Origin of the sequence: Streptomyces sp. Inha503 (assembly GCF_047215865.1) — a bacterium.
Lineage (GTDB): Bacteria > Actinomycetota > Actinomycetes > Streptomycetales > Streptomycetaceae > Streptomyces > Streptomyces lycopersici.
In genome coordinates, this window is sequence record NZ_CP178360.1 from 718,641 (window position 1) to 739,913 (window position 21,273).

The 21,273-nt window shown below is 70.1% G+C and carries 19 protein-coding genes and 4 pseudogenes; 15 read left to right on the top strand and 8 right to left on the bottom strand.

Features of this window, described 5'->3' with window-relative positions; genetic code table 11:
* Positions 1-83 precede the first annotated feature (83 nt).
* The 3 genes from ACJX2R_RS03235 to ACJX2R_RS03245 are packed head-to-tail and all read left to right on the top strand — an operon-like array spanning position 84 to position 3,312.
* Complete coding sequence (locus ACJX2R_RS03235; RefSeq protein WP_413098651.1) at positions 84-908, top strand: 6-phosphogluconolactonase; 825 nt, start codon at positions 84-86, stop codon at positions 906-908.
* A gap of 56 nt (positions 909-964) precedes the next feature.
* The gene (locus ACJX2R_RS03240; protein ID WP_413098652.1) at positions 965-2,266 is read left to right on the top strand and encodes a hypothetical protein; all 1,302 of its coding nucleotides are present in this window, start codon (positions 965-967) and stop codon (positions 2,264-2,266) included.
* Positions 2,263-3,312 (top strand): BadF/BadG/BcrA/BcrD ATPase family protein, encoded by a 1,050-nt coding sequence (locus tag ACJX2R_RS03245; RefSeq protein ID WP_413098653.1) that lies wholly within the window; start codon positions 2,263-2,265, stop codon positions 3,310-3,312. Before ACJX2R_RS03240 ends, ACJX2R_RS03245 begins: the two co-directional genes overlap by 4 nt.
* Before the next feature lie 37 nt (positions 3,313-3,349).
* Here ACJX2R_RS03245 and ACJX2R_RS03250 read toward each other — a convergent pair whose 3' ends face one another.
* The gene (locus ACJX2R_RS03250; RefSeq protein WP_413098654.1) at positions 3,350-4,093 is read right to left on the bottom strand and encodes a GntR family transcriptional regulator; all 744 of its coding nucleotides are present in this window, start codon (positions 4,091-4,093) and stop codon (positions 3,350-3,352) included.
* Between the two features lie 137 nt (positions 4,094-4,230).
* Here ACJX2R_RS03250 and ACJX2R_RS03255 point away from each other — a divergent pair, with 137 nt between their 5' ends.
* From ACJX2R_RS03255 to ACJX2R_RS03290, 8 genes and pseudogenes are all read left to right on the top strand, one after another.
* Positions 4,231-5,589, top strand: a complete 1,359-nt coding sequence (locus tag ACJX2R_RS03255) for an ABC transporter substrate-binding protein (protein ID WP_413098655.1) — start codon at positions 4,231-4,233, stop codon at positions 5,587-5,589.
* Positions 5,590-5,608: 19 nt separating this feature from the next.
* Complete coding sequence (locus ACJX2R_RS03260) at positions 5,609-6,595, top strand: carbohydrate ABC transporter permease (RefSeq protein WP_413098656.1); 987 nt, start codon at positions 5,609-5,611, stop codon at positions 6,593-6,595.
* On the top strand, positions 6,595-7,407 hold the full coding sequence (locus ACJX2R_RS03265) for a carbohydrate ABC transporter permease (RefSeq protein WP_413098657.1): 813 nt from the start codon (positions 6,595-6,597) through the stop codon (positions 7,405-7,407). The genes ACJX2R_RS03260 and ACJX2R_RS03265 overlap by 1 nt, the downstream gene beginning before the upstream one ends.
* A 68-nt stretch (positions 7,408-7,475) precedes the next feature.
* On the top strand, positions 7,476-9,932 hold the full coding sequence (locus ACJX2R_RS03270) for a beta-glucosidase H (RefSeq protein WP_413098658.1): 2,457 nt from the start codon (positions 7,476-7,478) through the stop codon (positions 9,930-9,932).
* 302 nt (positions 9,933-10,234) lie between these two features.
* Positions 10,235-10,956 (top strand): annotated as a pseudogene (gene phnD / locus ACJX2R_RS03275) (phosphate/phosphite/phosphonate ABC transporter substrate-binding protein).
* Entirely contained in the window at positions 10,953-11,411 is a 459-nt protein-coding gene (locus ACJX2R_RS03280) for an ATP-binding cassette domain-containing protein (RefSeq protein ID WP_413098659.1), read from the top strand. Before phnD ends, ACJX2R_RS03280 begins: the two are co-directional and overlap by 4 nt.
* Positions 11,412-11,456: 45 nt before the next feature.
* Positions 11,457-11,627, top strand: a complete 171-nt coding sequence (locus ACJX2R_RS03285; protein WP_413098660.1) for a hypothetical protein — start codon at positions 11,457-11,459, stop codon at positions 11,625-11,627.
* Positions 11,628-11,679: 52 nt separating this feature from the next.
* A pseudogene (locus tag ACJX2R_RS03290) lies at positions 11,680-12,018 on the top strand (extracellular solute-binding protein); the annotation flags it as partial.
* A 37-nt stretch (positions 12,019-12,055) separates the two neighbouring features.
* On the opposite strand, the gene ACJX2R_RS03295 reads toward ACJX2R_RS03290, so the two are convergent.
* Positions 12,056-12,427 (bottom strand): hypothetical protein, encoded by a 372-nt coding sequence (locus ACJX2R_RS03295; protein ID WP_413106179.1) that lies wholly within the window; start codon positions 12,425-12,427, stop codon positions 12,056-12,058.
* 422 nt (positions 12,428-12,849) lie between these two features.
* The gene (locus ACJX2R_RS03300) at positions 12,850-14,193 is read right to left on the bottom strand and encodes an MFS transporter (protein WP_413098661.1); all 1,344 of its coding nucleotides are present in this window, start codon (positions 14,191-14,193) and stop codon (positions 12,850-12,852) included.
* Between the two features lie 55 nt (positions 14,194-14,248).
* On the opposite strand from ACJX2R_RS03300, the gene ACJX2R_RS03305 reads away from it, so the two are divergent.
* A complete protein-coding gene (locus ACJX2R_RS03305) occupies positions 14,249-15,007 on the top strand; it encodes an AraC family transcriptional regulator (protein ID WP_413098662.1) in 759 nt (252 codons plus the stop codon).
* A gap of 268 nt (positions 15,008-15,275) precedes the next feature.
* Here ACJX2R_RS03305 and ACJX2R_RS03310 read toward each other — a convergent pair whose 3' ends face one another.
* Positions 15,276-15,599, bottom strand: coding sequence for a metal-sensitive transcriptional regulator (locus tag ACJX2R_RS03310; RefSeq protein WP_413098663.1), 324 nt, complete (start codon positions 15,597-15,599; stop codon positions 15,276-15,278).
* 369 nt (positions 15,600-15,968) lie between these two features.
* Between ACJX2R_RS03310 and ACJX2R_RS03315 the strand changes: the two are divergent.
* A pseudogene (locus tag ACJX2R_RS03315) lies at positions 15,969-16,310 on the top strand (sensor histidine kinase); the annotation flags it as partial.
* 69 nt (positions 16,311-16,379) lie between these two features.
* Here the strand turns inward: ACJX2R_RS03315 and ACJX2R_RS03320 are convergent.
* The 3 genes from ACJX2R_RS03320 to ACJX2R_RS03330 all read right to left on the bottom strand — a co-directional run bounded on the left by ACJX2R_RS03320 (position 16,380) and on the right by ACJX2R_RS03330 (position 18,362).
* Positions 16,380-16,757 carry a DUF2255 family protein gene (locus ACJX2R_RS03320; RefSeq protein WP_413098664.1) on the bottom strand — a complete coding sequence of 126 codons (378 nt, stop codon included), beginning with the start codon at positions 16,755-16,757 and terminating at the stop codon, positions 16,380-16,382.
* A gap of 106 nt (positions 16,758-16,863) precedes the next feature.
* Positions 16,864-17,274 carry a cupin domain-containing protein gene (locus ACJX2R_RS03325; protein WP_413098665.1) on the bottom strand — a complete coding sequence of 137 codons (411 nt, stop codon included), beginning with the start codon at positions 17,272-17,274 and terminating at the stop codon, positions 16,864-16,866.
* A gap of 71 nt (positions 17,275-17,345) precedes the next feature.
* Positions 17,346-18,362, bottom strand: a complete 1,017-nt coding sequence (locus tag ACJX2R_RS03330; protein WP_413098666.1) for a zinc-dependent alcohol dehydrogenase family protein — start codon at positions 18,360-18,362, stop codon at positions 17,346-17,348.
* Positions 18,363-18,622: 260 nt separating this feature from the next.
* On the opposite strand from ACJX2R_RS03330, the gene ACJX2R_RS03335 reads away from it, so the two are divergent.
* Both ACJX2R_RS03335 and ACJX2R_RS03340 read left to right on the top strand, forming a co-directional pair.
* On the top strand, positions 18,623-19,510 hold the full coding sequence (locus ACJX2R_RS03335; RefSeq protein WP_413098667.1) for a helix-turn-helix transcriptional regulator: 888 nt from the start codon (positions 18,623-18,625) through the stop codon (positions 19,508-19,510).
* A 37-nt stretch (positions 19,511-19,547) separates the two neighbouring features.
* Positions 19,548-19,637, top strand: a pseudogene (locus tag ACJX2R_RS03340) (VOC family protein); the annotation flags it as partial.
* On the opposite strand, the gene ACJX2R_RS03345 reads toward ACJX2R_RS03340, so the two are convergent.
* Complete coding sequence (locus ACJX2R_RS03345; RefSeq protein ID WP_413098668.1) at positions 19,622-21,262, bottom strand: MFS transporter; 1,641 nt, start codon at positions 21,260-21,262, stop codon at positions 19,622-19,624. The pseudogene ACJX2R_RS03340 and the gene ACJX2R_RS03345 overlap by 16 nt on opposite strands.
* Positions 21,263-21,273: the final 11 nt, after the last annotated feature.

Genomic DNA, 21,273 nt, shown 5'->3' on the forward strand with positions numbered 1-21,273 from the left:
GCATTGCCTATACCAGTCAGACCACAGTATGGTCAGTGGCGTAACTGGTCTGCGAAAGAGTTGACCGAGAGGGAGTTCCTCCTGTGCGGGTGTCGCCGATCGTCTTCCCGGACCCAGAGGCCCTGGGGCGCAAGCTGGCCGCGGAGATCGCCGTGGAAATCGAGGATGCCGCGCGAGCGGGACGGCCGTATGCGCTCGGGTGCCCGGGCGGGCGCAGTGCCGCCAGCACCTACCGGGCGCTGGCGGACGAGGTGGCCGCGCGGCGGCTGGACCTGGGACACGTCGTCATCGTGATGATGGACGAGTACGTCGAGGCCAGGCCGCTCGCCTCGCCCGGCCGGGAGTACCGCGCCATCGACTCCGGACTGCCGCACAGCTGCCTTCGCTTCGGGCGGGAGGAGATCGTGGGGCGGATGAACGCCGCGGCGGGGCCGGGACGGGGGATCGCGCCGGAGCGGCTGTGGGGGCCGGATCCGGGCGATCCCGAGGCCTATGACCTGCGGATCGCGGAGCTCGGCGGGATCGATCTGTTCCTGCTGGCCTCCGGGGCGAGCGATGGGCACATCGCCTTCAACCCGGCGGGCAGCCCGGCGGACTCGCGGACCAGGGTGGTCCCGCTCGGCGAACGGACCAGGACCGACAACCTGGCGACCTTCCCGACGTTCGGCGGACTGGACGACGTTCCCCGCCACGGGGTCACGGTCGGCATCGACACCATCCGTACGTGGTCCAAGCGGGTGGTGATGGTGGCCCACGGCAGCGACAAGGGCAAGGCGGCGGCGCGGCTCGCCCGGGCGGAAGGGTACGAGGCCGACTGGCCGGCCACCGTCTTCGCCGACTGCGCGCACCCGCGGCTCTACCTCGACCAGGCGGCGGTGGCCGCCTCAGCGGCGCTCACCTCGCTCTGAAGCCGCGGCTCACATCGGAATCCCAAGCTGTATCACCAAGAGATCCTGGAGGATCGATGGCTCGCGTCAAGATTGCCTACCTCGGTGGTGGTTCCTCGCGTGGAGCGGGGACAATGGCCTCCTTCATGCACCACGGCAAGGAGTTCGACGGCTCCGAGTTCGTGCTGATCGACCTCGATCAGGACCGGCTCGACGTGGTCCGGACGATCACCGAGAAGATGGCCCGCAACGCGGGCCTCGACATCACCATCAGCACCGCGACCGACCAGCGTGAGGGCCTGCGCGACGTCGACGCCGTGCTGAGCAGCTACCGCCCCGGCGGCTTCGAGGCCCGTGCGCTGGACGAGCGGATCCCGCTCAAGTACGGGGTCATCGGCCAGGAGACGCAGGGGCCGGGCGGCATGATGATGGCGTTGCGCTCGATCAACATCATCAAGGAGGTCTGCGCCAACCTCGCCGACGTCGCGCCCCGCGCCCGGATCTTCAACTACACCAATCCGGTCAACATCGTCTCCCAGGCGGTCTCCGACTACACCGACATCCCGATCGTCTCCTTCTGCGAGGGCCCGATCGTCTTCCCGCCGGTCGTCGCCAAGGCCGCCGGGCTCGACCCGGACAAGCTCAAGGCCAACCTCGCCGGCGTCAACCACAACTGCTGGTCGAACGAGGCGACCTACGACGGGCAGGACGCCTTCCCGATCCTGCGCGAGCGCTACGAGGCGCTGAAGGACAAGCCCACCGAGGACCGCAACGGCATGCGTGCGCTGCACCTGGCGGTGGCGATGGAGTCCATTCCCTCGGACTACTTCAACTACTACTACTTCAAGGACGAGATCCTGCGCGAGCGGCAGCTGGCCGCCAAGACCCGCTCCGAGGTCATCCTGGACTCGCTGCCCGACTACTGGGAGCACTACCGGGAGCAGGCCGCCTCCGACACCCCGCAGCTGGAGAAGGACCGCTCGCGCGGCGGGATCCACGAGCTGGAGCTGGCCATCGAGGCGATCAGCGCGTTCTACAACGACGCCCCGGCGCGCCTCCCCTTCAACATCACCAACACCGGCGGCTGGCTGCCCGGATTCGAAGAGTCGACCGTCGTGGAGCTGTGGGGCACGGTGGACGGCACCGGCTTCCACCCCGAGCAGCAGAAGCCGCTGCCGCACTCGGTGCGTGGCATCGTCCAGCAGCTGGCCGAGTACCAGATCCTCACCGCCAAGGCGGCCTGGGAGGGCACCGCCGCGGACGCCGTCCGAGCCATGACGGCCAATCCGCTGGTGCCCTCGCTGCCGGTGGCCGAGGCGCTGTACGCCGAGCTGGCCACGGCGCAGCGGGCCTGGCTCCCGGAGCGTCTGCTGCCGTGACGCGGACTCAGACGGCACGTCCCGCGTCCGCGCTCTACCTGGGCGTGGACGCGGGCAACAGCAAGACCGCGGCCCTGGTGTCCACCGCCTCCGGTGAGGTGGTGGGCGCCGGGCGTTCGGAGTGTGGGGACATCTACGGAGCGCCGACCCCCGAGACCGCCGTGTCCGAGGTGCTGGCGGCGGTGCGGGCGGCCCTGGCCCAGGCCGGGGCGGAGATCCGGGACGTCGGGAGCGCGGCCTTCCGGCTGGCCGGGGTGGACTGGCCCGAGGACCAGGACTACTGGGACACCGCGCTGACGCGTCATTGTCCCGGCGCTCTGACCGGGCGCAGCATCCTCAACGACGGCTATGCCGCCATCCGGTGCGGCGATGCCCGCGGCGTCGGCATCTCGGTGACCGGCGGGACGTCGGGGGCGATCGCCGCTCGCGGCCCCGGCGGTGAGCTGTGGGACATGGGCTGGTGGGGCCAGTACGGAATGGGCGCCACGGGCCTGGCGAACGAGGCGTTCCGGGCGGTGTTCCTGGCCGAGTTGGGGCTCGGCCCGCCGACCGCCCTGACCGAGGCCCTGCTCGCGCACTACGGCAAGTCCACCGTGGCGGCCCTGAACCACTGGCTGACGCGTCGTGAGGGGCGTGCCTCGGGCCGCGAGCGGAACAGCTGTGCGCGGGTGGTCGGGGCGGTGGCCGCGGCGGGTGATCCGGCGGCCGTGGAGATCATCCGCGCCCAAGGACGCCATCTGGCCGAGTACGCCGGGGTGGCCGCGCGGCGGACCGGGCTGGTGCGGGCGGGAGGGCCGGTGAGCGTCGTGCTGTCGGGCTCGGTGCTGATGGCGGAGGGCTCCCCGGTCGCCGACGCGCTGCTGGCGGAGCTGCCCGCGCACGTACCCGGAGCGGTTTTGCACCGCGGCTCCCTGCCACCGGTGGCCGGTGCGCTGCTGGACGCCCTCGCCGAGGGCGGGGTGGCGTTGGCGGACCCGCCGGTGGCCGACGCCGTGCTGGAGAGGGTGACGGGGAGCCTGCCGCCCCGGGAGTTCCTGGCCACGTGAGGCGCGGCGCCCCCGGCGTTCGCCGCCGGAGGCGGCGTCAGGGGCGCACCGGGCGGAACAGGTCGGCCTGGAATCGGTAGGCATCGCTGCGGTAGACCATCCGGCCCGTCAGCACCAGCGAGCCGTCGTCGGTGTAGGTCAGCTCCTCGCCGATCAGCACCGGGTCACCCGGCTCGATGTCCAGCAGTTGGGCGGTGGCCTGGTCGGCCGCCGCCGCGTGGACCGTGTAGGAGCTGCGGGCGATACGCAGCCCGCAGTCCTGCTCCAGGGTCTCGTACAGGGAACGGTCGGTGAGGTCGATCTCGGCCAGCCGGGGTGCGAGGGCCAGGACCACCACGCTGGCGTCCACGCACACCGGCACGCCGTCCATACGGCGCAGCCGACGCAGTTCGAGGACCTGCGAGGCGGGAGCGACGGAGAGTTGCTCGGCCTCTTCGAAGGTGGCCGGGCGGGCGCGGCTGCGCAGTACCTCGGACTGCGGGCGCAGCCCGCGGGCGCGCGCCATCTCGGAGAAGCTCTGTAGGGTGCTCGGCGGTTCGCCGACGACGTTACGGCGGACGAACCAGCCGCGCTGCGAAGAGCGTTCCAGCTTGTTCTCCTCGGCCAGCCGGCCCAGCGCCAGGCGCAGGGTGGAGCGGCTGACTCCGAGGTCCGCGGCGAGGTCCCGCTCCCCCGGCAGCCGGCTTCCCGCTGCATAGACCCCGCGGCGCAATGCTTCGCTGAGTCGGCGGTAGGTCTGCGCGACGGCGGCCCCCGCCCTGGTGTCCTCCACGCTCGTCATGCCCCTACGTTACCAAGACTGGTCTGCCGAGTGGAACAAACAAACCAGCTTCCTACATCTGGACTAAGTGGTCTGCTGCGTTTTAGGCTCGCCCGCATCCGGGCTTTCGGGACATCCCATCGAGGACAGGAGACACCGTGGTCTCGCACCGCAGAACTCGACGGATCGCCGGCGTACTGGCGCCATTGGCGGCGGCCGGCCTGCTCGCCGGCTGTATGCCGGGCACCAACGGAAACAGTGCGGACAACTCCGCCAAACCCGGCGCGGTCACCACCGATCCAGCCGCGATGGGCAAGGTCACGCTGCACATCCTCGACTACTTCACCGGCGACCCTGACAACGTCTGGATGAAGGACGTCGTCAAGGCATTCGAGAAGAAGTACCCCAACATCACCATCGAGCGGAACTCACTGCCCTGGGACCAGGTGATGGCCGCCCTGCCGCTCAAGCTGAAGTCCGCCAACCCCCCGGACATCGTCCCGGCCAACAACGGCTGGCAGTCGCTGGGAACCCTCGTACGCGGCGGGCTGGTGCTCAACCTGGACAACTACGCCAAGGCCTACGGATGGAAGCAGGCCTTTCCGCAGTCCATCCTGAGCGAGCACGAGTTCAGCCCCGACGGCAGGCAGATGGGCACCGGCTCGCTGTTCGGCGCCCCGGTCGCCCGTGCCTCACTGATCGAGGTCTACTACAACCGGGCCCTGCTCAAGAAGATCGACGCCAAGGTCCCGCACAGCTACGCCGAATTCCAGGCCACTCTCGCCAAGGCCAAGGCGGGCGGCATCGCCCCCGTCACGGTGGGCACCTCGGACCAGGTCGGCATCACCATGCCGCTCTTCTCGCTGATGGACGCCCTGGGCGCGCAGAGCAAGATCTCCGACTTCGTCTACTCGCACGGCGATGTGAAGATCGCCCAGACCGGCTTCCCGCAGGCGGTGTCCGCCTTCAAGCAGTGGGCCGACAAGGGCTACCTGGTCAAGGACTACGCCGGGACCGCCGCGGACGACGCCGCCCAGTCCTTCGTCAACGGCAAAGGCCTGTTCCACTTCAACTACTCGGGCTCGCTGCCGTTCAAGCCGGGGCAGTCCAAGGGCTTCGGTTCGTTCGTGCTGCCCCGTGCGGACGGCGGCAAGCCGGTGGCCACGGCCTCCTCCGCGACCAACTTCTCCATCGCCTCGAAGTCCAAGCACGCCGACGCCGCCGCGGCCTTCCTCCAGTTCGCGGCCAGTGAGCAGGCGGCCAAGCTCGCCGTCCGGCACGAGACGATGCCGCTGCTGCACCCGGATGTGAAGGCCCCCGCGGGGAACCCGCTGTTCACCGACGATGTGGCCATCGCCAGGCAGATATCGACGGAGGCACATCCGTGCCCTATCTCGACTGGACCACACCGACGATGCTGGACACCATCAACCGCGCCATGCAGAACACGCTGGCCGGAAAGTCCACGCCGAAAGCGGTGGTCACCGCCGCCGACGAGGATGCCACCGCCTTTGTGAAGGGCCTGGCGAGGTAGCCATGGCCACACTCAACGAAAGCCGCGCATCCGAGGCCGTCGCCGTGACCGCGCCCGCCACCGCCACCGCGGGCCGCGAAGCCGTCCATCCCCCGCGGCGCGTGAACCGCGCTCGGTCGTCCTCGCGCCGGCGCCGCCGCTGGCTGGGGCTGGTGTATCTCGCCCCCGCACTGCTGATCTACGCCTGCGTAGTGCTGCTGCCGGCCGGGCAGGGGGTGAATCTGTCCTTCTACCACTGGGATGGAATCACGGCGGCCACCTGGGCGGGAGTGGAGAACTACACCGACTTCTTCTCCGATCCCACGCTGCGTCAAGCGGTCGGCCACACCCTGTTCTTCATTGTCTTCTTCTCCCTCCTGCCGGTCATCCTGGGGATGGTGAGCGCGGCACTGACCGCACGCAAGGACACCCGCGGTGCCGGGGTCTACCGCTGGATCATCTTCCTCCCCCAGGTGCTCACCCCGGCCGTCGTCGCGGTGGTGTGGAAGCAGATCTACGCCCCGGACGGGCCCCTCAACAGCGTGCTCACCGCCTTCGGCCTGGGCGGGCTGACCCGTGGCTGGCTGGGCGACTTCACCTGGGCGCTGCCCGCCCTCGGCCTGGCCGGAACCTGGGGGGCGTTCGGGCTGTGCATGGTGCTGTTCGCGGCCGGAGCCCAGAACATCCCGAACGAGCTCTACGACGCCGCGCGCATGGACGGGGCGGGCCCGGTACGGGAGTTCTTCACCGTGACCCTGCCGGGCCTGCGCGGACAGCTCGCCGTGGCGCTGACCCTCACCCTGCTCGGTGCGATCAGGGTCTTCGACATCGTCTGGCTCACCACCAAGGGAGGCCCGGGAACCTCCACCATCACCCCCACCGTGGTGCTCTACAAGAGGGCCTTCAGCAATCCGGACGTCGGCGCGGCCTGCGCCATCGGCGTGGTACTGGCGGTGGTGGCGCTGATCGTGTCGCTGGCCGTGGTCAAGCTCTCCGAAGGTGACGACTGATGATCTCCACGCGGGAAAAGGTTTTCAACTACGCCTTTCTGACCCTGCTCGCCGCCGCGGTGCTCTTCCCGGTGATCTGGACCCTGGGCGTCGCGGTGAGCCCCGAGATCACCGGGACACTGGACCTCGGTCATATGCGGTGGTCCAACTTCACCGATGCCTGGCAGCAGGCCGGCCTCACGCAGTATCTGAAGTCCAGCCTGATCATCACCGGTACGGCGGTGGCCGTCTCGACCGTGCTGGCCATCCTCAGCGGCTACGCCTTCGGAGTGCTGGGGGTGGTGGGAGAAAAGCTGCTCTTTCCGCTGATGCTCTTCGGGATCATGATCCCCCTGGAGGCGATCGTCGTCCCGCTGTACTACGACTTCCAGTCGCAGGGACTGACCGACACCTACCAGGGCATCATCCTCGCCCATGTGGGCACGGGAGTGAGCTTCGGCGCGTTCTGGATGCGCGCGGCCTTCCGCACGGTGCCGTCCAGCATCGGCGAGTCGGCTCAGGTGGACGGCGCCGGCACCTGGAGCGCGCTGTGGCGGATCTATCTGCCGATCTCCCGGCCCGCGATCGTCACCTTCGTCCTGCTCAACTTCATGTGGACCTGGAACGACTACTTCCTCTCCCTGATCCTGGTCTCCGATCCGGCTCACCAGCCGATGACGCTGGGCCTGGGCGCCTTCTCCGGCCGCTATCTGGTGCACGTCAACCTGCTCGCCGCGGCGGCGGTGCTGATCTCCGTTCCGGTCGTGGGCCTGTACGTCTTCTGCCAGCGGCAGTTCATCCGCGGCATGCTCTCCGGGGCGGTCAAGGGCTGAGGCACCAGCCCGTTACGAAACGCATGAAACACAGAGGAACTCGCCTCTTTATCGCGAATGGTTGCTTGATGAACGGCTTTCAACGAGGAGGTGCCCCCGTGGCACAGGCGGAGCGGGCCCGCGAGGCAGTCGTCGAGGCGGCCCTCGCCAGGCTCGAGCTGAGCGCGAAGGCCCGGCTCTTGGCCGGGCGGGACCGGTGGTCCCTGCCGGCGCTCCCCGAGATCGGCCTGAAGTCCCTGGTCATGTCCGACGGCCCGATCGGGGTGCGCGGTGTGCGCTGGACCGCCGACGACCCGTCGATCGCCCTGCCGTCCCCGACCGCGCTCGCCGCGACCTGGGACCAGGACCTGGCCCACCGCGCGGGCACCCTGCTCGCCCAGGAGGCCCGCCGCAAGGGGGTGCACGTCCTGCTCGCCCCCACCGTCAACCTGCACCGCTCCCCGCTCGGCGGCCGTCATTTCGAGGCGTACAGCGAGGACCCGTACCTGACCGGCGTCATCGGCGCCGGCTATGTGAACGGCGTCCAGTCCGGCGGCGTGGGCACCACGGTCAAGCACTTCGTCGCCAACGACGCCGAGACCGACCGCTTCACCGTGAACAACCTGATTTCCGAGCGCGCTCTGCGCGAGCTGTACCTGGCTCCCTTCGAGATCATCGTCGGGGAAGCCCGCCCCTGGGGCATCATGACCGCCTACAACGCGGTCAACGGCACGACCATGACCGAGCACCACCACCTGGTGAACGAGATCCTGCGCGAGGAGTGGGGCTTCGACGGCTTCAACGTCTCCGACTGGACGGCCGCCCGGTCGACGAAGGGCGCCATCGAGGGCGGCCTCGACGTGGCCATGCCCGGCCCGACGACCGTCTACGGTGACGCCCTCGCCCAGGCGGTGCGGGACGGCCGGGTCGAGGAGGCCACGGTCGACGACGCCGTACGCAATGTGCTGCGGCTGGCCGCCCGCGTCGGCATCCTGGAGGGCGCCAAACCCGTCGTCACCGACCTGCCGGACCTCATCGACGGCGAGGGCCTGGCCCGCGAGATCGCCCGCCGCTCCTTCGTCCTGCTCCGCAACGAGCGCGAGGCCCTGCCGCTGAAGCCCGGAACGGTGGCGCTGATCGGCGCCGCCGCCCGCGACGCCCGCGTCCTCGGCGGCGGCTCCGCCACCGTCTTCCCCTCCCGGATCGTCTCCCCCCTCGACGGCCTCACCGCCGCCCTCCCCGAGGGCACCCTCAGCTACGCCGTCGGCGCCGACCCCAGCACCGAACTCGCCATCGCCCGCCGGGACTTCGAGCTCAGCGCCGTGTGCCGGGACATCGACGGCACCGTCATCGGCAGCTGCCGCGTCCCCGACGGGCAGATCCACTGGTCCGGTGTGGACCTCCCCGTGGGCGTCACCATCCAGCGCCTCCACACCATCGAGCTCACCGGCACCTTCACCCCGCGCGAGACCGGACCGCACACCTTCGGGATCAAGGGCATCGGCGCGTACAGGCTCGGCATCGACGGCACGACGTACTACGACGACGTCCAGCGCATCGACAACGACGACCCCTTCTCGGGGCTCTTCGACGCCCCGGTGCCCCACGCCGAGGCCGAACTCACCGCCGGCGAACCCGTCGAGGTCTCCCTCGTCCACCACGTCACGGTGTCCGAGGACGAGGCCCTCATGAAGGACATCACCTTCGCCCTCACCCACCAGGGGCCGCGGCGCGACCCCGATGAGCTGATCGCCGAGGCCGTCCGGACCGCCCGCGCCGCCGACACCGCCGTGGTCGTCGTCGCCACCACCGAGCGGGTCGAGTCGGAGGGCTTCGACCGCACCGATCTACGCCTCCCCAGCCGCCAGGACGACCTCGTCCGCGCCGTCGCCGCCGCCAATCCCCGCACCGTCGTGATCGTCAACTCCGGCTCCCCCGTGGAGCTTCCGTGGCGGGAGGAGGTGGCCGCGGTGCTGCTGAGCTGGTTCCCCGGCCAGGAGGCCGGCGCGGCCCTCGCCGACGTGCTCACCGGCGCCCGCGAACCCGGCGGACGGCTCCCCACCACCTGGGGCTCCCTCGACGCTGCCCCGGTCACCCAAGTGGCCCCACAGGACGGTGAACTCCCCTACCCCGAGGGCGTGTTCATCGGCTACCGCGCCTGGGAGAAGGAGGGCCGCACCCCGGCCTACCCCTTCGGACACGGGCTCGGCTACACCGACTGGACCTACGAGTCCGTCACATCCGACGGCACCACGGCGACCGTCCGCCTCCGCAACTCCGGTGAGCGCACGGGCCACGAGGTCGTCCAGGTCTACCTCTCCCCCAGCGAGCCGGACACCGAACGCCCCGCCCGCTGGCTGGCCGGCTTCGCCGGTGTCGAGGCCGGGCCCGGCGAGAGCGCCGAGGTCTCCATCGGCCTCCCGCGACGCGCCTTCGAAATATGGGACGAGAAGACCAGCACGTGGTCTCCGGTGAACGGTTCGTACCAGATCGAGGTGGGCCGTTCGATCACTGACCGTCGCCTGGCGACGACGATCGACGTCTGACCCGGGACTCCCCCACATACGTGCCCCGGCCCGGGACCTGACCCCCGGGCCGGGGCACCTGAACCGTTCCACGAGTTCACGCATGTTCAGTTCGGCACGGGAACAGCCGTGGAATCGGCCCTTCCGTCGGCACCCCGCTTGTGCAACCAACTCACACATCACATCCGAGGCTGTTCAGCGGACCTTCACTTGGCGGCGTGGGGGGACTCACCCGCGGTACTGAGGCTTGCGGCACGACCGGCGGTGTCCCGCCGCCCAATCCGCTCGTCAAGCTGATCGAGGACGAGACCGGCAAGAAGGTCGTGCTACAGAAGACGACGAACTACACCGCCGTGATCGAGGCCCAGCGCGCGCACAAGGCCCGAATCGCGGTCTACGGCCCGCTGTCGTATGTGGTCGCCAAGAAGAGCGGTGTGAGTGTGGAGCCGATCGCCCGACAGCCCCTCACCAAGGGCGGCACCCCCGGCTACTGGTCGTACGGCATCACCCGCGGCGGGAACAAGGACATCAGCGGCCTGTCCGACTTCAAGGGCCATAAGGTGTGCTTCGTCGACGAGAACTCCACGTCCGGCTATCTGTACCCGCGCGCGGGGCTGAAGAAGGCCGGGCTGAAGGACGGCTCGTACTCCAAGGTGATGTCGGGCGGCCACGACCGTCCGCGCTATCGGTGGCCCACGGGGACTGCGACGCGGGCTTCGCGGACAACACCATGGTCGACCAGCTGCTGATCCAGAAGGGCAAGCTGAAGAAGGGCGACCTGAAGGTGGTGTGGAAGTCGCCGCTCATCCCCAGCTCCCCGGTCGGGGTCTCCACCGACCTCAGCGGCAAACTGCGCCGTCAGCTCACCGACGTCTTCACCAAGAAGGCCAACGCCGACTATCTGAAGTCCAAGGGGTACTGCGAGGGCGACGGCTGCTTCATCTACGGCTACTGGGGTTACGTCCCGGTCAAGGACTCCGACTACAAGACCGTTCGCGATGTGTGCGCCACCACCGGCGACCCGCAGTGCGAGGCCGGCTCATGACGGCCCTCGACACCCGGGCCGAGGCCCCGGCCGGGGCGGACCATGCCCGGCCGGTGATCCGGCTCACCGGCCTCACCAAGCGGTTCGGCGGCGGCCCCGACGTCCGGACCGCACTCGACCAGGTGTCCTTCGATGTCGGCGGCGGTGAGGTGGTCGCGCTCCTGGGGCTGTCCGGCTCCGGGAAGTCCACCCTCCTCGCCCAGCTCAACGGGTTGCAGCGGCCCACCTCGGGCACCGGCACCGTGCTCGGCACCGACCTGGCCGGCACCGGGGACGCCGGGCTGCGGGAGCTGCGCCGCCGTATCGGGTTCGTCTTCCAGCAGTTCCACCTGGTGGGTCGGCTCACGGTCCTGGAGAACGTCTGCACCGGGGCGCTCGGCATCCCCACGATCCTCCTCGTCATCTTCGCCCAGCGTTTCCTCATCAACGGCCTGACCCGCGGTGTCCTGCGCTGAACCCGCCCGCCCCGTCGCTCCCCTCATCGCCCCGAAGGAACCGACATGAAGAACCGATTCACGGCCGCGGCCATAGCCGTGACCGTCATGGCAGGCTCCGCGGCCTGCGGCGGCTCAACCTCCAGTGGAGGCGGCAGCGAGTCGTCCGTACCCAATGCGTCCGCTCTGAAGGACGCCAAGGGTGTCACCGAGATCACGGTCTGGCGTCGCCGGTGACATCGCCACCGGGTTCATGACCGACGTCGAGAAGAGCGTCCCGGCCGCGGACATGGCCAAGGCCAACCCCTCCGATCTGAAGGTCGACGACCTGTCCGCGGCGGGCCGCAACTACTACACGGTGGGCGGCAAGCTGCAAGCCGTCCCGATGAACATGTCCATCCCGATGCTGTGGGTGAACCGGGACCTGCTGGCGAAGGCCGGCATCCCCGAGGACACCGACCTCAGCACGCTGGACGCCGTGGTGGCGGCGGCCAGGACCGTGGCGAGGAAGACCGGCCAGAAGGGCTTCACCATGCCCACCGACGACTGGTTCATCGAACAGCTCACCTCCACGGCAGGCCAGGACTTCTGCACACCGGAGAACGGCCGCAAGGGCACGGCCGCCTCCGGGATCACCATCGACACCGGCCCGGCGAAGTCGGCCATCACGAAGGTGGCGGACCTACGTCGTCGACCTCGACGAGACCGGAACCAAACCGAACGAGCCCCTCCGCCAGGTCGCCGGCGCCGTGGCCAAGGCGGTGGCACCCCTGTCGGTCCCCGTCGACGACTTCCTGACGACACCAGTCGCCGAGTACCGATTCGCCGCACACCTCGGTCTGGCCACTCACGACCTGGTCATGGACAACCACCTGAGCGACGAAGTCGGGGAGTTCCTGGCCGGGCTCCCGCTTCAGCCGCCCGCTTCCGCCGTGTACGAGGGGGGACTTGACCCAAAACCCCAACCGGTGGTGTTGCGGGCTGACCTGGATCTTCAGCAGGGAGCCGTACAGGCCACAGAGCCGCTCCAGGTCCATTTCCCCGGTATGGACCATGAGAGAGGCACGGCGGACGCCCTACTGGATCAGTGAGGCCAGCGGGGGTGGTCTGATGGCTGACAAGGAGTACACGGCCACCAGCGCTTCCTTCGAGCGGGCGATCACTCTTCGCGCGGTCACAGTGATCATGGCGTCAGTGGTCGGGCTGACGTTCTTGTTCGGCTTCGGGAACGTGTGGACTCTGGTCCCTGCGATTGGGCGTGCCACCGTGGGTGGCGCCCCTGGTGGCTCCGGCGGTGGACCTGTCGGTGCTGGGCCTACTGTTGGGGACCAGATACCCAGCCCTGCATAGCGCACGTCCGGAGCAGCTTCGTCCTGCGCGTCGGCTGCTGGTCTTTTCGAGCGCGATGGCCTTGGCTCTGAACGTGACGGATCCGAGAGACGGCCGTGATGCGCCAGTTCTATGGCTGGTGTGCGGCTTCGGGACGCGTCGGTGGGGATGGCGGCTGTGCCAGGGTGACGGTGTAGCGCCAGAACGGTCGGACAAGCAGTGCGCCGGCGATGACGACGATCATGCAGAACAGCGAACTGCCTGTCCACGCGACACCGAGACCGGTGGCGGAGGCCATGGCGCCAGCACGTAGGTCTCCGAGGCGCGGACCGCCGGCGACGACGACGGTGAAGACGCCTTGCAGCCGGCCACGCATGGCGTCTGGTGCGTAGGTCTGCAGAATCGTCTCGCGGTAGACCGCGCTGACGAGGTCCGCCGCTCCGGCAGCGGCCAGCAGGGCCACGGCCGCGAGGAGGTGGTGGACAGTGCCCGCGAGGGCGATGGCCGCCGCCCAGGTGGTGACGGCGATCGCCAGCGCCCGGCCTTGGCGGCGCACGCGTCCGATCCATCCGCTGAACAGCCCCGCTGCGACCGACCCGATGGCGATGGCCGAGTACAACAGTCCCACTCCTCCGCCGAAGCGCAGCTGTGCCGCTTCCGGGAACAAGGCGGTCGGCATGGCCATCGTCATCGCCGCGATGTCGACTGCGAAGGACATCCAGAGCACGGGGGCGGCGGCGATGAACCGCAGCCCGTCGAAGACCGAGCGCAGCCCGCCGGTACGGGCCCCCGAGCCGGTGGGCAGGATCGGGGGCAGGTCAACGGCCGAGTACAGCAGCACGGAGAACAGCACGGCGTCGGCGCCGTAGGCCCAGCAGTAGCCGTTCGGCAGCGAGATCAGGAGGCCCGCCACAAGGGGCCCGGCGACCTGCCCGACATTGCCGGCGGTGAAGTACAGCGTGTTCGCGGCGGGTACCAACGGGGTGGGAACGATGCGGGGAATGATCGCGCCCCGGGCGGCGGACGACACGGCGAAGGCGCCGGCCTGGACAGCGACGAGGGCGAGGATGAGGGGCACCGAGCGCAGATCGGCGAGCGCCTGGAACAGCAGGACGAGTGTGATCGCCCAGGTGAGGCAGGCCGATGCCAGGTAGAGCGTACGGCGGTCGAACCGGTCGGCGATGGCGCCGCCGTACAGGCCGAAGACCACGAGCGGTACGAGGCCGGCCAGCCCCGTCAGCCCCACTAACAGCGACGACCGCGTCAGCGCGTACACCTGTACCGGGATAGTGACGCTGGTGACCATGGTCCCGATGTATGCCGCGCCCTGCCCGATCAGCAGGCGACGGAAGACAGAGTGCGCCAGCGGGCGGGTGTCGAGGGCGATACCGCGCAGACTGGAGACCAGCCGGGCCTTCAGTGCGGGCGGGGCCGTGGGAGGAAGATCGCGCGGGGGGTGGGATGTCGTGGGCATGGTCACCACGCTGGCAGGACCACGCGGTTTACCGCTTCCGTTATTCTGCCGTCGTATGTCGGAAAACAGTCAGACGGAGGAGGCGGCGGGGCCCAGGAACACCATGCATGTCCACCTCGCGGGTGAGGTCATCGGCCGCCACCAGCATGGCTATCACCAGCTTCTCTACGTCAGCGCCGGTGTGCTGGCGGTACAGACGGACGAGGCATCCTGGGTGGCGTCCAGTGCGCGCGCCGTGTGGATTCCGGCGGGCATCTGGCATCAGCACCGGGTGCACGGGCACAGTTCCGTGCACACGCTCGGCTTCGCCGCCCACGACGTCCTGCTGAGGTCCCGGGCGCCGGTCGTTGTGGCCGTGGACACCCTGGTGCGCGAACTGATCATCGCGTGCAGTGAACCGTCCCTCCCGCAGCAGGAGGCACGCCACCTGCGCACCGTCCTGCGGGACCGGCTGCGGCGAGCCCTCGTGGAGCCATTGACGCTGCCCACCCCCGGCAACTCCCTGCTGCGGCAGGCGTGCGCGCTGGTGACCGGCGATCTGCGGCAGCCGCGGACTGCCGCCTGGCTCGCACGGAGGATCGGCGTGAGCGAGCGCACCCTGGCCCGGCTGTTCAGGAGCGAGTTCGGCATGACCTATCCACAATGGAGGACCAACGTCCGGGTGTTTCACGCCATGGTGCTGCTGGCGGAAGGAGCAAGCGTCAGTAAAACGGGACGCCAGTGCGGATGGGCCACGACCAGTGCGTTCATCGACACGTTCAGCCGCACCATGGGCCAGACACCGGGAACCTATCGCATCGCACCCGGTGGGTGAATTCCCAAGCCAGGCTTCGTGAGTCAAACGCCAACTCGACCTCGAACAGCGCCGAGGGCGCACGCCCGGCGGTGTCATCGCCCGCGTCATGCAGCGCATCCTCGCAATAACCGCCGCGATCTGGCACAACTAATCACACCGGACAGCCCGTCCTGTGCTCACCGACCGCCTATGACCACTGTCCCCTTGGAATCGATCATCTAGTGTGCGCTTTGATCAGTGGGCCGTTTTCTGCGAATGACGGCGGGTTACGCCAAGGTCTGCCGGTTCACAGCCGGAGCGTGCGGTGCAGTGCGAGCGTGAGTTCGTCGAGTTTCTCCTCGGCGTGGGTTGGGTCCGCTCGGGCGGCGGTGATGACGCAGTGGCGTATGTGGTCTTCCAGGAGGCCGAGGGCGACTTGGTGCAGGGCGTGGGTGATGGCGCTGATCTGGGTGAGTACGTCGATGCAGTACCGGTCGTCGGCCACCATGCGGGTGACGCCGCGGGTCTGTCCTTCGATCTTGTGGAGCCGGGCCAGCTGGTCGGGTTTGTGGTTCGTGTATCCGGGCGGTGCTGGTTCCCGGGTGGTGTGGTGGTGGGCGGTGGTGGTCATCGCGGTAGGTCTCCTTCGGGGGTGCCGCTCGCCGTCCGGGTGTGGTGAGGACCGACAGTGAGGACAGGGCCATGGCGGCGGCGATACTGCGCAGCCCGCTGACGGCCCTGAGGGCCCAGCTCGAGGTCATGTCCAACTACCCCGACCCCGACCGGACCCGCGGATGGCCGCCGCCCTGCTGGAGGACACGGTACGGCTGCACGATCTGGTCGAGAGGCTGCTGGCACTGGCCCGCAGCGAGGATCCCGCCCGACCGCGGTCGCGGGCCCTGCGCGTCATCGATCTGGACGAGGTCGTGCCGGCCGAGGTCCGCAGGCAGCGCTCCTGGCCCAGGCGGACATCGACGCCCGGCGGGTCTCGGGCGGGCGGGTGCGGGGCGACAGCGAGGAACTGCGCTGCGTCGTGCGCAACCTGCTGGACAACGCCCGCCGCCAGGCCGCCCAGCGGGTACGGGTGCCCCTGGGCGAACGCGGAGGTACCGTCGAGCTCACCGTCAGTGACGACGGATCGGGCATCCCGGCCGCGGACCGGCTACGGGTCTTCGAGCGCTTCACCCGACTCGACGAGGCGCGGTCCCGCGAGGCCGGCGGCTCGGGCCTCGGCCTCGCCATCGTCAGCAAGGTCGTCACCGCGCACGGCGGCACGGCCTACGCCGACCAGGACCCGGCACCGGACCACGGCGGGCTCGGCGGGGCACGCCTGGTGGTCCACCTGCCGGCCGCGCCCCCGTCCGGCTCATCGGCCGCGTCCTCACCCCTGCGCCCCTGGCGGGCGGCGGTTTCAGGACTGGGCGGTCAGGCGGAGCGTGGTGGCGCGGGCCGGCTCGGCGACCATGGGCTCGACGTAACCGCTGTAGCGGCCGTACTTGACCCGGTAGGCGCCGTCCACGCGGTCGTTGACCGCAGGGTCGTCCACGGGGGTGAAGGTGACGTCGGCCTCGGCACCGCCGGCGCTGATGTGCCCGGTCCGGTGGGTGCGGGCGGTGTTCCACCAGGTGCCGGCCGTTCCGCGCCAGGAACGGACGTACAGGTCGTCACCGTCGCGTACGACCCAGATGGTGGTCGGCTCGCGCAGCGTTCCGTCGCCGCGGCGGGGCGCGATGCGCAGCTCGTCGGCGTCGGCGATCCGCTCCAGCGTTTCACGACTCCAGGTGGCCATGGGCCGCTCTCCTTCCGGTGTAGGTGTGCAGGGCTTGAGAACAGGAACGGGCGCGAACCGCGCCATGCGGCAGTCGGCCGGTGCGGCCTCGTCGTCGGGGCCGGTGTCAGTCGGTGGGCGGAGCGGCGCCGTACTCATCGTCCGTGACGGGGGTCAGCCAGTGCACCATGTCGTGGTCGGCATCGGCTTCGTTGATGGCCAGGTGGACCATCAGCCGGTTCGGCGCGGCACCGTGCCAGTGCTCCTCGTCGGCCTCGAACAGGACGCGGTCGCCGGGGCGGATGACCTCGATGGGTCCACCGCGGCGCTGGCACAGACCGATCCCCTCGGTGACGAAGACGGTCTGGCTCAGCGGGTGGCGGTGCCAGTGGGTACGCGCCCCGGGCATGAAGTGCACCAGGGCGGCGCTGACCCGGGACGGGGCAGGGGCCGCGGCGACGGCGTCGATGTAGACCTCGCCGGTGAACCAGTCGGCGGGCCCCTTGACGGTGTTGATCGAGCTTCGGGTGATCCGCAAGGTCGTTTCCTTGTCCGGTAGGTGTCGGGCTTGAGTCAGGGGTTGGGTCGGGGCTTGGGCCGCGGCTTGGGTCAGGGCTTGAGGAGGGTCTTGATGGCACGGCGTTCGTCCATGGCCTTGTAGCCCTCGGCGACCTGCTCCAGGGGCAGGGTGAGGTCGAAGACCTTGCCCGGGTCGATCCGGCCGGTCAGGACGCGCTCGATCAGGTCGGGCAGGTAGCGGCGCACGGGCGCGGGGCCACCGCGCAGGCCGACGTGGGAGAAGAACAGCTCCCGGCCGTCGACGGCCACCTCGTGCGGGACGCCGACAAAGCCGACGTTACCGCCGGGCCGGGCCGAGTGCAGGGCCTGTCGCATGGCCTGGGCGGTGCCCACGCACTCCAGGACCGAGTCCGCGCCGATCCCGTTCGTCAGCTCCTTGATCCGGGCCACGCCCTCCTCGCCGCGCTCCGCCACGATGTCGGTGGCGCCGAACTCGCGGGCGAGCCTCTGCCGGGGCTCATGGCGCGACATGGCGATGATCCGCTCCGCGCCCAGCTCCCTGGCCGCGATCACCGCGCACAGGCCGACCGCGCCGTCGCCGACGACGACGGCGGTGGAGCCGGGCTTCACCTCGGCGGCGTCGGCGGCGTACCAGCCGGTGCCCATGACGTCGGAGACGGCCAGCAGGCCGGGCCAGTACTCCTCGCCCGGCACCTCGTCGGTGGCGACCAGGGTGCCCTGGGCGTTGGGGATGCGCACGTACTCGGCCTGGCAGGTGCTCATGAACTCGCGGTTCAGGCAGCTCGACTGGAAGCCGTTGCGGCAGTTCGCGCAGGCGTTGTCCGAGGTGGCGAACGAACCGACGACGAACTGGCCCGGCTCGACCGCGGTGACCTCGGCTCCTACCTCTTCCACGAAGCCGACGTACTCGTGCCCCATGGGGTGCGGCTGCTCGGTCGGCTCCGCGCCGCGATACGGCCACAGGTCCGAGCCGCACACACAGGTGACGGCGGTGCGGATGATCGCGTCGGTCGGCTTGAGGATCTTCGCGTCGTCCACGGTCTCGAAGCGCACGTCGCCGGGGGCGTGGATCACTGTTCCGCGCATGAAGGGGGCTCCTTACCCGCTGAGGTGTCCGGTACCGGGGGGAGGTCCCGGACACCGTTTGTTTCGATGGCGGTCCCGGCTCGGCGACGAAGCCGCCGCCCGCGGCCCGGGACCGGGCGCTGTGCTGCCCGCTCCCACGGGCCGACGTCGAGCGCCACGTCCCCCAGGAGAACCCCATCTCGCACGGGCATCGAGTTACCAGTGAGGGGTGTACTGCTGGTACATCGCTCCGGTGGGGTGCACGTCGTACGGTCGAAGGCATGGACCACCGTGAGGAGGCCCGCGAGTTCCTGACCTCGCGGCGAGCGAAGATCACCCCGGAGCAGGTCGGCCTGCCCGCCGGGTCCCGGCGGCGCGTGCCGGGGCTGCGCAGGAGCGAGGTCGCCGCGCTGGCCGACATGAGCGTCGAGTACTACGCGAAACTGGAGCGCGGCAGCCTCGCCGGCGCCTCCCCGGCCGTCCTCGAAGCCGTCGCCCGCGCGCTACAGCTGGACGACGCCGAACGCGCCCATCTCCTGCACCTGGCCCAGGCCGCCGACGGCTCCGACGCCCTCACCCGGCCCCGGCGCCGCACCGCCCGGCAGTGGACCTTGCACCGCAGCCTGCAATGGACCCTGGACGCGATCACGGCGGGACCCGCGGTCGTGAGCAACGGCCGGATGGACATCCTGGCCGCCAACCCCCTCGCCCGCGCCTTCTACACCGATCTCTTCGCCAACGCGGACAACCAGCGGAATCTGGCCCGCTTCAACTTCCTCGACCCGGCCTCCCGCCGGTTCTACCCCGACTGGGAGCTGTTCGGGGACATGGCGGTGGCCATCTTGCGCCGCGAGGCCGGCCGCGACGCCCACGACAAGGATCTGCAAGACCTCGTCGGGGAGCTGTCCACCCGCAGCGAGGACTTCCGCACCCGCTGGGGCGCCCACGACGTCCGACGCCACGGGACCGGCACCAAGCGGTTCCGCCACCCCGCGGTCGGCGACCTCACCCTCGCCTACGAGGCCCTGGACCTGGCCGCCGAACCCGGACTCAGAATGACCATCTACACCGCCGAACCCGGCTCCCCCTCGGAAGAGGGGCTGCGCCTGCTCGCCTCGTGGGCCGCCACCGAAGACGTCAGCCCGTCGGCGCAGCACCCCACGGGCTGAAGCCGCCGCCGAACCCCGCGCACCGTCGGCGGAACCCGAGGAGCCCACTGAGCGCCCGTACGGGATCGACTGCTCCCTGCGTGACCCGTTCGGCAACCGCATCCGCTTCACTCAACCGGCCGGCTGAGACTCTCCGGCGAGCCGCCGTCGTACACCGTCCTCCGCCTGCGGCGCGCTCTTCTCCGCCGTGCGCCCCCGCAGAGCCGTCACCACCAGCAGTGCCGAGAACACGGCGGCCGAGCCGCACACCACGAAGCCGATCGCGTAGCCGTGGCCGAGGGCGTCGAGGGCGTGTGCGCGGGCCGCGCCCGGCGGGGAGGTGACGGGTACGGAGTTCAGCGCGAGCGGGCCGCCTTCCCTCAGCACGTCGTGCGCCGCCGCCTTCGACTCCGCGGTCAGGGACGAAGACGTGGCCAGCGACGAGGTCACCCGGGACGCCGCCTGGCTCAGCGCGACGGCGCCGATGACCGCGGGGCCGAGGGTGAAGCCGAAGTCGCGCAGCAGGTTGGTGGCCGCGCTGGCCATGCCCGCGAGCGGGACTGGCACCGTGTTGACGGCCGTCGCGGTGATGGACGACACCGTGAGGGCGAAGCCGATGCCGACCAGGCCGAGCGGCAGGATCAGCGAGGTCAGACGCCGGTCGTCGACGTCGAGCCCGGCGGCCAGGAAGTCGCCCACGGCGATCAGTGCCAGACCGGAGGTGAGCAGCGCCCGCGCGGGCAGCCGGTTCAGCAGCCGGGAGGTCAGCGGGGTGAGCACCGGGGTGATGCCGTTGAGCAGCAGGAACGCGAAGGCGGTGCGCATCGGGCTCTGGTGCTGGATGGGGCCGAGCCGGATGCTCGCCGCATAGGCCGTGCCCAGGAAGCTGAACATGCCCACGACCGCGACGACCGACGCGACCGCGAAGGACCGGTTGCGGAACAGGTCCAGGCGCAGGAGGGGCGAGCGGGACCGGCTCTCGGCGGCCACGAACAACCCCAGGAACGCCGCGGCGATCACGAAGGCCACGATCACGGGGGTCGATCCCCAGCCGTCGGTCGGCCCCTGGATGACGGCGTACAGCAGGGCGAACAGACCGACGCCGATGGTGATCTGACCGCCGATGTCCAGCGAACGCCCCTCTGGGGCCCGGGAGTTGGCGGCGAGCCACAGGCTCACCAGGGCGCTGACCGCGGCCAGCGCGGCAACCACCACGAACGCCGAGCGCCACGACCCGTAGGTGCCGGTGATACCGCCGAGCAGCGGCGCGAGGAATCCGCCCGCGGACAGGCTGGAGGCCCACAGGGCGATGACGCGGGCACGCTGGGCACCGGTATGCGTACCGGCCGCGATCATGGCGAGCGAGGTGGGGAAGAGCGCGGCGGCGCCGAGACCGGCCAGCGCCTGCCCCGCCCACAGCTGATGGATGCCGGACGCGCTCGCGGCGACGACCTCGCCCACGCACACCACAGCGGCCCCGCCGACGAGGAGCCGTTTGCGGCCGAAGAGGTCGCCCAGCACGCCGAAGGAGAGTTCGAGGACGGTGACGGGCAACAGGAACGCGTCGGAGATCCAGGTGAGTTGGGCGCCGACGGGGTGAAGGTGTTCCTGGAACAGGCCGTTGAGGGTGGCCGGTATCGCGAGGCCGATCTGGGCCAGGCAGACGGCGAGACAACCGGCGACGAGCGTACCGAGCGGGAGACGCGGGACCGGGGATGCGGGAGGGGGCGCGGAAGGGTGTGCGGAGGCGGAAGAGGCGGATGCGTCGGACATATGAGGGTCCC